Raw genomic sequence first — 13090 nt, forward strand, 5'->3', positions numbered from 1 at the left:
CACCCCTTTTGCCTTTATTTTGACCTCATGGAGTTACGGAATGTTTACCTTGAATCCCATCGTGCGGGGAGGCCTTTGCGCGTCTGCATTGTGCTGGGCGCTGCCAACCCTGGCGGCCGTAGAGAGCGGTGAAACACTGGTGGTGACGGCCTCTGCCAGCGAACAAAACCTGAAAGATGCCCCAGCCAGTATCAGCGTGATCACCCAGCAGGATCTCCAGCGTAAGCCGGTGCAAAACCTGAAGGATGTGCTGAAAGAGGTACCCGGCGTACAGCTCACCAATGAAGGCGATAACCGTAAAGGCGTGAGTTTGCGCGGTCTCGACAGCAGCTATACGCTGATCCTGATTGACGGTAAGCGCGTCAACTCTCGTAATGCCGTCTTCCGCCATAACGATTTTGATCTCAATTGGATCCCGGTTGATGCTATCGAACGGATTGAAGTAGTGCGCGGGCCGATGTCGTCACTGTATGGATCGGATGCGTTGGGCGGGGTGGTGAACATCATCACCAAAAAGATTGGCCAGCGCTGGAGCGGCAGCATTACCGCCGACAGCACTGTTCAGGAACATCGCGATCGTGGCGACACCTGGAATGGTCAGTTCTATACCAGCGGCCCGTTAATTGACGGTGTGCTCGGGATGAAAGCATTTGGTAGTGTGGCGAAACGCGAAAAAGATCAGCAGCAGTCATCCCAGAGCGACGCCAGTGGCCAGACGCCGCGTATTGAAGGCTTTACCAGCCGTGATGGTAATGTCGAGTTTGCCTGGACACCGACAGAGGATCAGGACATTACCGCCGGTTACGGCTATGACCGCCAGGATCGGGATTCTGATTCGCTGAACAAAAATCGCCTCGACAGGCAGAACTACTCGCTGGCGCATAATGGCCGTTGGGAAATGGGCAACAGCGAACTGCGTTTTTATGGCGAAAAGGTCGACAATAAAAACCCCGGAAATAGCAGCCCCATCACTTCGCAAAGCAATACCCTGGACGGTAAGTACGTGCTGCCGCTGGGCACCCTCAATCAACTACTCACCGTTGGCGGCGAGTGGCGGCACGATAAGCTGACAGATCCGGTGAATCTCACTGGCGGTAACGGCAGCGAAACCTCTGCCAGCCAGTACGCGCTGTTTATCGAAGATGAGTGGCGTATTTTTGAGCCGCTGGCACTGACCACCGGCGTACGTATGGATGACCACGATACCTACGGCGACCACTGGAGCCCGCGTGCGTACCTCGTTTACAGCGCGACGGATACAGTGACGGTGAAAGGCGGCTGGGCAACGGCTTTCAAAGCGCCGTCCCTGCTGCAGCTCAGCCCTGACTGGGCCACTAACTCCTGTCGTGGGAGCTGCCGTATTGTAGGTAGCCCGGAACTGAAGCCAGAAACCAGTGAGAGCTTCGAGCTCGGGCTCTACTACAGTGGCGAAGAGGGCTGGCTGGACGGTGTGCAGGGGAGCGTAACGGCATTTCAAAACAACATTGACGACATGATCAATATCAGTCGCACACCCAGCCTGAGCGAAGCCCCGGGCTATTCCAACTTTGTCGGCTTTGAACGCAATGCGAATGGCAGATCGATCCCGGTATTCCGTTATTACAATGTTGATAAAGCGCGCATTCAGGGGGTGGAAACGGAGCTGAAAGTGCCGTTAGGTGAGGCATGGAAACTGACGCTGAATTACACCTATAACGATGGCCGCAATCTCAGTGGCGGTGGTAATAAGCCGCTGCAGGATTTGCCGTACCACACCGCCAACAGCACGCTGGACTGGCAGACCACCGAAGACTGGTCGTTCTATCTTTCTGCGAACTACACCGGTGAAAAGCGTTCAACCACGCAGGGTACTACACCTGGCGGTTACATTATCTGGAATATGGGCGGCGCCTGGCAGGCCAGTAAAAACGTCAAACTGCGTGCGGGTGTGCTGAACCTTGGCGACAAAGATCTGAGCCGTGATGACTACAGCTATAACGAAGATGGCCGTCGTTACTTTATGGCAGTGGATTACCGTTTCTGATGAAGAAAACCGGTGGCAGGACGCCACCGGTAGCGGGATTACTTCAGCAAATGCTGCGCATGGAAGCGCAGATGATCTTCAATAAACGAGGCGATAAAGAAATAGCTGTGATCATAGCCAGGCTGAATGCGTAGCGTCAGCGGCCAGGATTTTTGCCTGGCCACTTCCGCCAGTCGCGCAGGTTGCAGCTGATCGGCGAGGAACTGATCGTTATCACCCTGATCGATAAGCATCGGTATTGCGCGACTTTCATCGCTCTCCAGCATCAAGGCACAGCTATCCCATTCGCGCCATTGTTGCGCATTGTCACCCAAATAGGTGCTAAAGGCTTTTTGCCCCCACGGAACTTGCAGCGGGTTAACGATCGGCGCGAATGCGGAAACGCTCGTATAGCGCCCCGGGTTTTTCAACGCCAGCAGCAGGGCACCGTGGCCGCCCATTGAATGGCCGCTGATGGCACAGTGAGGGCTAACATTAAATTCGTTATTGATAAGCGCCGGTAACTCATCGCGCAGATAATCATACATCCGGTAGTGCGCTGCCCACGGTTGCACAGTGGCATTAAGATAAAAACCGGCACCCTTGCCGAGATCGTAACTGTCTGCATCGGCAACCTCATCGCCGCGCGGGCTGGTATCCGGCATCACCAGTACAATACCCAGTTCTGCCGCGACGCGTTGTGCACCCGCTTTGGTGGTGAAATTCTCATCATTGCAGGTCAGGCCGGAGAGCCAGTACAGCACCGGCGGTGGCGTGGCGCTGTGCTGCGGCGGTAAAAAAATGCTAAAGGTCATCGTACAGTTGAGTACGGCGGAGTCGTGGCGCCAGCGCTGTTGCCAGCCTTCAAAACAGCGGTGCTCTTCGAGCAGTTCCATGCGGGGCTCCTCAGTTAATGGTGCGTCGTAAGTAAAAGCGATCTTTGCATAATACAGATTATTCATCCCGCTGTGAGTAACTTTCACTTCCGCATAAATGCGACATACTGCATCATAAACATAACTTTACGTTAACAAATGAGGTGTGCATGGTACGCGCGGTCGCGCTCTGCGGGTTTATTGTGCTGGTGGTAGCGATGGGAATAGGGCGCTTTGCTTTTACGCCTCAGGTGCCGCTGATGATCCGCGATGGGCAACTCACCCTGACCAGCGCCGGGCTGGTGGCGGCGATCAATTATCTGGGGTATCTGCTCGGCGCCTGGGATGCGATGCGTGCGCAGCGACATATCGAACTCCGTCTCTGGTCAGGTATTGGCGGCGCGGTGGCGCTGACGTTTTTATCGTCAATAGCCGACAACGCACTGCTGCATGGTGCAATACGTCTGGTGATCGGCGCGATGAGCGGCTGGGCGATGGTGCTGATTGCCGCCTGGACAAATGATCGACTGGCCCAGGCCGGGCGGCCGGGTTTGAGCGCCGCCGTGTTTGCCGGACCAGGCGCTGGTATTGCCTTAAGCGGCCTGCTGGCAGTGGCTATCCAGGCGAAAGGCTTGTCGGCGGCGTCGGCCTGGCAAGTGTATGGCGTGCTGGCCTTATTGCTGGTGGTAATGATTGCCCGTTACCTGCCGCGCCCCGGCGAATGGCACCGGCCGGGGCAAATCGTGCAAGCACTGCCCATGACCGCGAACGTGAAACGCCTGGTCTGGAGCTACAGCCTCGCCGGGTTTGGCTATATTCTGCCTGCAACTTTCCTCTCTCAAATGGCGGCGCTGCGCTTTCCTGGCAGTCTGTTTGCTCAGTTTGTCTGGCCGGTTTTTGGCGTGGCCTCGGTGGTAGGCATTGCGTTAAGCATCTTGCTGCGTCATGCGGGCCACACGCATCAGCGCTTAGCCATCGTACTGTGGTTACAGGGAGCAGGGGTGTTGGCAGCATGGCTGCTTCCAGGCATTGGCGGGTTGATTACCGGAGCGCTACTGGTCGGCGGCGGTTTCCTTTGCGCAGTCCAGCTGTCGTTGCTGTATGGACGTGAACTTGCTCCTGCCCATGCGCGCTACATGGCGGGGTTACTGACCACGGGTTATGCGTTGGGGCAACTGGTCGGGCCGATGACCTCAGCGCTTTCGACCTGGCTCACACAGCGTCTTGAACCGGCGCTCGGGGTGGCTGCCATCGCTCTGCTGATCGGTGGCATTCTGGTCTGGAAACGCTCACCCTGAAAGAGAGCCGGATTTCAATAATTATCGATACCAGGGCTGGATTATGTGCGCGACCTCACGCACAATGATTGCTCACTTCGCCCGTTGTCATGGCGAAGCACGCCACACCTGCAGGAGAATAAAAAGATGTCATCACTCACTAAAGAAGCGGCTCTCGTTCATGAGGCACTGGTTGCCCGTGGTCTGGAAACGCCATTGCGTCCACCGGTCCGCGAGATGGATAACGAAACCCGTAAGCGCCTGATCGCTGGCCACATGACCGAGGTGATGCAGCTGCTGAATCTCGATCTGAATGATGACAGCCTGATGGAAACGCCACATCGCATCGCCAAAATGTATGTCGATGAGATATTTTCTGGCCTCGATTATGCCAATTTCCCGAAGATCACCGTCATTGAAAACAAAATGAAAGTGGATGAAATGGTCACGGTACGCGATATCACCCTGACCAGTACCTGTGAACACCATTTTGTTACTATCGACGGCAAAGCGACGGTAGCGTACATCCCGAAAGAGTCGGTGATAGGCTTATCGAAAATCAACCGCATTGTGCAGTTTTTTGCCCAGCGTCCGCAGGTGCAGGAGCGTTTAACGCAGCAGATCCTGACCGCACTGCAAACCCTGCTCGGCACCAACAATGTGGCCGTATCGATTGATGCGGTGCATTATTGCGTTAAAGCACGTGGTATCCGAGATGCGACCAGCGCCACTACCACCACCTCGCTGGGAGGCTTGTTTAAATCAAGCCAGAATACCCGCCAGGAGTTCCTGCGCGCTGTGCGCCACACTAACTGATTGTCGGAGAGCCGGAGACATGGAACGCAATGTCACGCTGGATTTTGTTCGTGGCGTTGCCATTCTGGGTATTCTGCTTCTGAATATTTCTGCCTTTGGTTTGCCAAAGGCAGCCTACCTGAACCCTGCCTGGTATGGCGAAGTCACGCAACGGGATGCCTGGACATGGGCCTTTCTCGATCTTTTTGCCCAGGTTAAATTTCTCTCGCTGTTTGCCATTTTGTTTGGCGCGGGCCTGCAAATGCTGCTGCCGCGGGGTAAACGCTGGATACAGTCACGTCTGACCCTGCTGGTGCTGTTAGGGTTTATTCATGCGCTCTTTTTCTGGGATGGCGACATTCTGCTGGCTTATGGCCTGGTCGGGTTGATTGCCTGGCGGATGATCCGTGATGCACAGAGCGTAAAATCCCTCTTTAATACCGGGATCGTGCTTTATCTGATTGGCATTGCTGTACTGCTGTTACTTGGCGGCATCTCGGGAGGGCAGGCAAATCGTGCCTGGCTGCCGGATGCTGCAAATCTGCAATACGAAGCCTGGTGGAAAACCAGCGGTAGCGCCATCGAAGCGGTCAGCAACCGGGCGGATATGCTCTCTAATATGCTGCTGGCGCTGGGCGCGCAGTATGGCTGGCAACTGGCTGGGTTAATGCTACTGGGGGCGGCATTAATGCGTAGCGGCTGGTTAAAAGGCCAGTTCAGCCTGCGTCATTACCGGCAAGTGGGCGCGCTGTTGATTGTGCTCGGTATGTTGATTAATCTGCCCGCGATTATTGCTCAATGGCAGTTGGGCTGGTCTTATCGCTGGTGTGCCTTTATCCTGCAGGCGCCGCGAGAACTCGGCGCACCGCTGCAGGCGCTGGGTTATGCCGCACTGGCATGGGGGTTCTGGCCGCAGATTTGCGCCAGCAGGCTGGTCAGCGCCATCGCCTGTGTCGGCCGTATGGCGTTGAGCAACTATCTGCTACAGACCCTGATCTGCACAACGCTGTTCAATCACCTCGGTTTATTTATGAAATTTGACCGCCTCCAGTTGCTGGCTTTTGTGCCAGCGGTGTGGGGCATCAATATTCTCTTCTCCCTCTTCTGGCTTAAACGCTTCCGTCAGGGGCCACTGGAATGGCTATGGCGGCAGTTAACCGCACGTGCTGCAGGGACATCATTATCGCGCACATCCAGATAACGATCTGGATCACAATCGTTAACAAAACGGATGTAACCGTTTCCATTGATGTGATGCCACTCACGTAGCAATCACCAGCCTACTGACAAAATAGCCTCCTTACTTAACCCAGGGGGTGACTGTGAACTGCCGCAATCCAGAAAAGGTGGGGAAAAATGATCACCATTCGTGACGTTGCCCGTCAGGCGGGCGTTTCTGTCGCGACGGTTTCCCGCGTACTTAACAACAGTGCACTGGTTAGCCAGGAGACGCGTGAAGCGGTGATGAAAGCGGTCGCACAGCTTGGTTATCGCCCGAATGCCAATGCCCAGGCGCTGGCGACGCAGGTGAGCGACACCATCGGCGTGGTCGTGATGGACGTGTCGGACGCCTTCTTTGGCGCGCTGGTGAAAGCGGTCGATACCGTCGCGCAGCAGCACCAGAAATATGTGCTGATTGGAAACAGTTACCACGAAGCCGAGAAAGAGCGCCACTCCATCGAAGTCCTGATACGCCAACGCTGTAACGCCTTGATTGTCCATTCAAAAGCCTTAAGCGATGAAGAGCTGGCCGGTTTCATGGAGCAGATTCCAGGCATGGTGTTAATTAACCGGCTGGTACCGGGTTATGCCCATCGTTGTGTCTGCCTGGACAACGTCAGCGGCGCGATGATGGCAACACGCATGCTGCTCAATCATGGTCATCAGCGCATTGGTTATCTGGCGTCCAGTCACAAGATTGAAGATAACGATTTACGTCGCGAAGGCTGGTTCCGCGCACTGGAAGAGCAGGGCATTGCCGCGCCGGATAGCTGGGTAGGCACCGGATCGCCGGATATGCAGGGCGGTGAAGCCGCGATGGTCGAGCTGCTGGGGCGTAACCTGCAACTGACGGCCGTATTTGCCTATAACGACAGCATGGCCGCAGGTGCGCTGACGGCGCTGAAAGATAACGGCATTGCGGTGCCACAGCATTTGTCATTGATTGGTTTCGATGATATTCCCATTGCCCGCTACACCGATCCTCAACTGACTACTGTGCGTTATCCGGTGGCCTCGATGGCGCGTCTTGCTACGGAGCTGGCACTGCTGGGGGCCGCAGGGAAGCTGGATTTACAGGCTTCTCACTGTTTTATGCCCACGCTGGTGCGTCGCCATTCGGTAAGCCAGCGACAAACTGTGGCATCGATCACTAACTTATAACGTCGGGTGATGTAACCGTTTTCAATCTGTGAGTAAATTCACAGTATCTTAACAAGACGCTGACTATGATGTCAGCGTCTTAGAAGCTGAAACACGATGTAACGGTGAGTGTTTATTTTACCTGCGCTTTGCGGCGTTACACATCGAAGAAAGCGAATTCTGGAGCGTTACCGTACACGGACGAATGGATTTTTTTAGCGTGAGCTTCGGTCGAAAGTAACGTTCCATTAACATACTTCCCGCCGAGCATTATTCACAAGAACTACCCTGCATATAAAAAACCGGAGATACCATGAATAAGAAGGTGTTGACTCTGTCTGCTGTTATGGCAAGCATGCTTTTTGGCGCAGCCGCACACGCAGCGGATACCCGTATTGGTGTGACCATTTATAAGTATGACGACAACTTTATGTCTGTTGTACGTAAGGCTATCGAGAAAGATGCCAAAGCAGCGCCGGATGTACAGCTGCTGATGAACGACTCCCAGAATGACCAATCCAAACAGAATGACCAGATCGACGTCCTGCTGGCGAAAGGCGTAAAAGCACTGGCGATCAACCTGGTTGACCCGGCAGCGGCGGGGACTGTTATTGAGAAAGCGCGCGGCCAGAATGTGCCGGTGGTGTTCTTCAACAAAGAGCCGTCTCGCAAAGCGCTGGATAGCTACGACAAAGCCTATTATGTGGGTACCGACTCCAAAGAATCCGGCGTTATTCAGGGCGACCTGATTGCGAAACACTGGGCGGCGAATCAGGGCTGGGATCTGAATAAAGATGGCCAGATCCAGTTCGTACTGCTGAAAGGCGAACCGGGCCACCCGGATGCGGAAGCGCGTACCACTTACGTTATTAAAGAGCTGAATGACAAGGGCATCAAAACCCAGCAGCTGGCACTGGATACCGCAATGTGGGACACCGCTCAGGCGAAAGATAAAATGGATGCCTGGCTCTCCGGTCCTAACGCTAACAAAATTGAAGTGGTTATCGCGAACAACGACGCCATGGCAATGGGTGCGGTAGAAGCGCTGAAAGCCCACAACAAGTCTTCTATTCCGGTCTTTGGTGTCGATGCGCTGCCTGAAGCTCTGGCGCTGGTTAAATCCGGTGCGATGGCCGGTACCGTGCTGAACGATGCCAACAACCAGGCAAAAGCCAGCTTTGATTTGGCGAAAAACCTCGCCGAAGGTAAAGAAGCCGCTGCCGGCACCAACTGGAAAATTGAGAACAAAGTTGTTCGCATTCCTTATGTTGGTGTAGATAAAGACAACCTGGCTGAAATTGCCGGTAAATAATAAGCAAGCCTGTTCTCACTGGGCGCAACCTTTGTTGCGCCCTTTATAACACGATATGCCAGGCCAACAAGGTATAATTATGGTCAGCAATAATACTCAGTCGTCAGGTGAATTCTTGTTGGAAATGAGCAATATCAACAAGTCTTTTCCAGGCGTTAAGGCACTCGATAATGTCAATTTAAAAGTCCGTCCTCATTCCATTCATGCATTAATGGGTGAGAATGGCGCGGGTAAATCAACATTATTAAAATGTCTTTTTGGGATCTATCAAAAAGATTCCGGCAGCATCCTTTTTCAGGGAAAAGAGATCGATTTCCATTCCGCTAAAGAAGCACTGGAAAATGGTATCTCGATGGTTCACCAGGAACTTAACCTGGTGCTGCAACGTTCTGTTATGGATAACATGTGGCTGGGTCGTTATCCCACCAAAGGCATGTTTGTCGATCAGGACAAAATGTTTCGTGATACCAAAGCTATTTTTGATGAACTGGATATTGATATTGATCCGCGTGCACGCGTGGGAACTTTATCCGTTTCACAGATGCAGATGATCGAAATTGCGAAAGCTTTCTCCTATGACGCTAAAATCGTTATTATGGATGAGCCAACATCATCACTGACCGAAAAAGAGGTTAATCATCTCTTTAAGATTATCCGTAAGCTGAAAGAACGCGGCTGCGGTATTGTTTATATCTCCCACAAAATGGAAGAAATATTCCAGCTGTGCGATGAGATCACTGTCCTGCGCGACGGTCAGTGGATTGCCACCCAACCGCTGGAAGGGCTGGACATGGACAAGATTATCGCCATGATGGTCGGCCGTTCCCTGAACCAGCGTTTCCCCGACAAACAAAACGAGCCGGGCGAGACAATCCTCGAAGTCCGTAACCTTACATCGTTACGCCAGCCTTCGATTCGCGATATCTCTTTTGACCTGCGTAAAGGCGAAATCCTTGGGATCGCCGGTCTGGTCGGCGCAAAACGTACAGACATCGTGGAAACGCTGTTTGGTATTCGTGAGAAATCCGGCGGCACCATTAAGCTGCACGGCAAAACGATCAATAATCACAACGCCAATGAAGCCATTAACAATGGTTTTGCACTCGTCACCGAAGAGCGCCGTTCAACCGGTATTTATGCTTATCTCGATATTGGCTTTAACTCGCTGATTTCGAATATTCAGAATTATAAGAACAAAGTAGGTCTGCTGGATAATAGTCGCATGAAAAGCGATACCCAATGGGTTATCGATTCCATGCGAGTGAAAACCCCAGGCCACCGCACACAAATCGGCTCATTATCTGGTGGTAACCAGCAGAAAGTGATTATCGGTCGCTGGCTATTAACCCAGCCGGAAATTCTGATGCTCGATGAACCCACGCGCGGTATTGATGTGGGCGCAAAGTTCGAAATCTATCAGCTAATCGCTGAGCTGGCCAAAAAGAATAAGGGGATTATTATTATTTCCTCTGAAATGCCTGAACTATTAGGCATTACTGACCGTATTCTGGTAATGAGCAATGGCCTCGTCGCTGGAATTGTTGACACTAAAACCACAACGCAAAACGAAATTCTCCGTCTTGCGTCTTTGCACCTTTAAGATCAGGGGCTCCTCATGAGTGCGTTAAATAAAAAAACTTTTCTCACTTATCTGAAAGACGGCGGTATTTACGTTGTTCTTTTAGTGTTACTGGCCATTATCATTTTCCAGGACCCTACGTTCTTAAGTTTGCTGAACTTAAGTAATATTCTGACGCAATCCTCGGTGCGTATTATTATTGCACTGGGCGTGGCAGGGTTGATTGTCACCCAGGGGACAGACCTCTCTGCCGGGCGTCAGGTTGGCCTTGCGGCGGTGGTTGCCGCCACGCTGCTGCAATCCATGGAAAACGCTAATAAAGTGTTCCCGGATATGGCCACCATGCCTATTCCGGTGGTGATCCTGATTGTCTGCGCAATCGGCGCCATTATTGGTCTGGTAAATGGCATTGTGATCGCTTACCTCAACGTGACGCCGTTTATCACCACGCTGGGTACGATGATTATCGTTTATGGTATTAACTCTCTGTACTACGACTTTGTGGGCGCGTCGCCGATTTCCGGCTTTGACAGTGGCTTTTCGACCTTTACGCAAGGCTTTATTGCGCTGGGCAGTTTCCGTCTCTCTTACATTACGTTCTACGCGTTAATCGCCGTTGGCTTTGTGTGGGTGCTGTGGAATAAAACCCGTTTTGGGAAAAACATTTTCGCCATCGGTGGTAACCCGGAAGCGGCCAAAGTCTCTGGTGTTAACGTTGCGCTGAACCTGCTGATGATTTATGCCCTGTCCGGCGTGTTCTACGCCTTCGGCGGTATGCTGGAAGCGGGCCGTATTGGCTCGGCAACGAACAACCTCGGCTTTATGTACGAACTGGATGCCATCGCAGCCTGTGTGGTCGGCGGCGTCTCCTTTAGCGGCGGTGTGGGTACTGTGCTCGGCGTGGTAACCGGTGTCATCATCTTTACGGTTATCAACTACGGTCTGACCTATATCGGCATTAACCCTTACTGGCAGTATATTATTAAAGGCGGCATCATCATTTTCGCGGTGGCGCTCGATTCCCTGAAATACGCACGTAAAAAATAAGCACACTCTGTTTATCCGGCCCGCTGCTCGCAGCGGGCTTTTTTTTACCTGCACACGACGGGAAGGGGGGATCGTGAAAAAACTTTACGGCCGGGAAGTTGTTAAATTTTTCACTCCGGTGCTACGCTCAAATAAGGCACAGCATAAATGAGGTAATTCTAATGGAGAAAGAATTAGCGTTTCCTGCTTTTCCGGTTACCGGTTGGCAGGTGGGGCCAGTGGAAAATGTGAATGGTGTGGTAATGAAATTTGGTTACAGCACGTCGCCGTATGGACCAGGGGCGACAACCTTTGATTCGCAGTTTTTCAGTTTAACCCCGGAAATGGTCAGAAGTCTGATCTACGATTTAGAGTTAAGTTTGCATCAGTTCGAAGATAAAGTGGCCTGATAACCCCGCTGACGAGACTACCTCGCAGACGTGATCGTTTGCGCACTGCGCGGTAGTGATTGCCTTATGCAATTTTCTTACCTAAATGAACAACTTGCCATTAAATATTTAACATTTAAGTCAATTCTGAATGCCATAAGCGCTACGGGTACTTACGCTTTACCTATACATCTCTGAAATTAGTATCCGCAGCTCAGGGGCGCCTATGAATTTAGTGTATTTTAAAGTTGATAACCTTCCGCATGAAAAAACCAGTCACGGCAGTTTCTCCCTTAAGGGTGTTGAGCTACTTCGCGATGGCGAAGTCGTCGTCTCGTTGGGCGATGTGAAGGTCGATACATTGCCGGTGTACCGCTTTTGCACGGTGCCAACCGGGTTTCGTAAAATTGAGTACCGCATCAAAAGCGGGGCGCCAGCGCGCATTCACTGCTCTGCTGGCTATTTAAAAACGGGTGAGTATCTGGTTGATACCCCCCAGGGTGAGCAGACCTTCGCGTTTAACGCGTTGAATGGGCAATGGACGCTGGATAAGAATGCACAAGTGGTGATCGATGTCCGGGCGTTTGTAGAGCGTAAGTTTACGCTTGTCCGCCCGGCCCAAAACATTAACCGCAATGCCCCGGTATATTAATTACCCGTCTTAATTTTTCCCTTTTTTCTGAATATCGAGAAGCTGCTCGGCGGTAACGGCCGGGTAGCCTTGGGCATTGTCCGGGACTTCCTGCAGTGAAGGAATGGGGACCAGCGGCCCTAAGAAGCGCGGCTCGCGTTTAAACATATACAGGTCGGCAATGGTTCCCAGGCGTGCACCAAACTCACGTACACGCACGCTCCACATATCTTTCGGCGATGGTACCGCATAACACTGCGCCTGAATGCCCATATGCAGGGCAATAAACAGCGCACGTTCACAGTGGAAACGCTGCGTAATGATAATAAAATCATTTGTATCAAACACTTTTCGGGTGCGAACGATAGAGTCCAGGGTGCGAAAGCCCGCGTAGTCCAGCACGATATCCGAAGGGTCAACCCCCGCAGCAATCAAATCCTTACGCATGGTCATCGGTTCGTTATAGCTTTGCAGAGCATTATCACCGCTGAGCAGCAGGTAATTCACCTTGCCACTGTTATAGGCGTTCAGCGCACCCTGAATACGATAACGATAGTATTGATTGATGACGCCAGTGCGGTAGTACTTGGCGGTACCGAGCACGACGCCCACTTGCCGCCAGGGGAGATCCTGCAAATCGTCGTAGATATAGGGCGCGGTTTTCCAGCTCATCCAGCGATCGAGGCCAAGCGCGGTTAACAGCAGCAAGCCGACCAGGACTAACAGGCTGTATAACAAACGCTTTAACATGCGGGAGACTCGGTGCAGGATTGAAATTTCACTCAGGCTACTTTACCCGTCCGGCAAGCGCAAGAAACGGCAGCTCAATTGCGGGCTTTTTCA

At 52.5% G+C, this 13090-nt stretch carries 12 protein-coding genes; 10 read left to right on the forward strand and 2 right to left on the reverse strand.

Annotation, left to right across the window (positions count from 1 at the left end; all coding sequences use genetic code 11):
* Window positions 1–40: 40 nt before the first annotated feature.
* On the forward strand, window positions 41–2023 hold the full coding sequence (gene cirA, locus ACUY4S_RS07940; protein WP_458022678.1) for a catecholate siderophore receptor CirA: 1983 nt from the start codon (window positions 41–43) through the stop codon (window positions 2021–2023).
* 38 nt (window positions 2024–2061) lie between these two features.
* Here the strand turns inward: cirA and fghA are convergent, their stop codons facing one another.
* Window positions 2062–2898: an S-formylglutathione hydrolase gene (fghA, locus tag ACUY4S_RS07945; RefSeq protein WP_458022677.1), complete on the reverse strand. Its 837-nt coding sequence runs from the start codon at window positions 2896–2898 to the stop codon at window positions 2062–2064.
* A gap of 149 nt (window positions 2899–3047) precedes the next feature.
* Here fghA and ACUY4S_RS07950 point away from each other — a divergent pair, with 149 nt between their 5' ends.
* The 9 genes from ACUY4S_RS07950 to ACUY4S_RS07990 all read left to right on the forward strand — a co-directional run bounded on the left by ACUY4S_RS07950 (window position 3048) and on the right by ACUY4S_RS07990 (window position 12268).
* Window positions 3048–4175, forward strand: coding sequence for a YbfB/YjiJ family MFS transporter (locus tag ACUY4S_RS07950; RefSeq protein ID WP_312687902.1), 1128 nt, complete (start codon window positions 3048–3050; stop codon window positions 4173–4175).
* Window positions 4176–4301: 126 nt separating this feature from the next.
* Window positions 4302–4970: a GTP cyclohydrolase I FolE gene (gene folE / locus ACUY4S_RS07955; RefSeq protein ID WP_312687899.1), complete on the forward strand. Its 669-nt coding sequence runs from the start codon at window positions 4302–4304 to the stop codon at window positions 4968–4970.
* Between the two features lie 19 nt (window positions 4971–4989).
* Window positions 4990–6150 (forward strand): DUF418 domain-containing protein YeiB, encoded by a 1161-nt coding sequence (gene yeiB / locus ACUY4S_RS07960; protein ID WP_312687896.1) that lies wholly within the window; start codon window positions 4990–4992, stop codon window positions 6148–6150.
* A 155-nt stretch (window positions 6151–6305) separates the two neighbouring features.
* Window positions 6306–7331: an HTH-type transcriptional regulator GalS gene (gene galS / locus ACUY4S_RS07965; protein ID WP_458022676.1), complete on the forward strand. Its 1026-nt coding sequence runs from the start codon at window positions 6306–6308 to the stop codon at window positions 7329–7331.
* A 292-nt stretch (window positions 7332–7623) separates the two neighbouring features.
* Window positions 7624–8622 (forward strand): galactose/glucose ABC transporter substrate-binding protein MglB, encoded by a 999-nt coding sequence (gene mglB, locus ACUY4S_RS07970; protein ID WP_312687890.1) that lies wholly within the window; start codon window positions 7624–7626, stop codon window positions 8620–8622.
* Window positions 8623–8701: 79 nt separating this feature from the next.
* The gene (gene mglA, locus ACUY4S_RS07975) at window positions 8702–10222 is read left to right on the forward strand and encodes a galactose/methyl galactoside ABC transporter ATP-binding protein MglA (protein WP_312687887.1); all 1521 of its coding nucleotides are present in this window, start codon (window positions 8702–8704) and stop codon (window positions 10220–10222) included.
* Between the two features lie 15 nt (window positions 10223–10237).
* Window positions 10238–11248: a galactose/methyl galactoside ABC transporter permease MglC gene (mglC, locus tag ACUY4S_RS07980; RefSeq protein WP_312687885.1), complete on the forward strand. Its 1011-nt coding sequence runs from the start codon at window positions 10238–10240 to the stop codon at window positions 11246–11248.
* 161 nt (window positions 11249–11409) lie between these two features.
* The gene (locus tag ACUY4S_RS07985; protein WP_312687884.1) at window positions 11410–11637 is read left to right on the forward strand and encodes a BssS family protein; all 228 of its coding nucleotides are present in this window, start codon (window positions 11410–11412) and stop codon (window positions 11635–11637) included.
* 205 nt (window positions 11638–11842) lie between these two features.
* The gene (locus ACUY4S_RS07990) at window positions 11843–12268 is read left to right on the forward strand and encodes a hypothetical protein (protein ID WP_458022675.1); all 426 of its coding nucleotides are present in this window, start codon (window positions 11843–11845) and stop codon (window positions 12266–12268) included.
* A 9-nt stretch (window positions 12269–12277) separates the two neighbouring features.
* Here ACUY4S_RS07990 and sanA read toward each other — a convergent pair whose 3' ends face one another.
* Window positions 12278–12997 (reverse strand): outer membrane permeability protein SanA, encoded by a 720-nt coding sequence (sanA, locus tag ACUY4S_RS07995; RefSeq protein WP_312687878.1) that lies wholly within the window; start codon window positions 12995–12997, stop codon window positions 12278–12280.
* Between the last annotated feature and the right edge of the window lie 93 nt (window positions 12998–13090).

The organism is Kosakonia beeri (assembly GCF_054165705.1).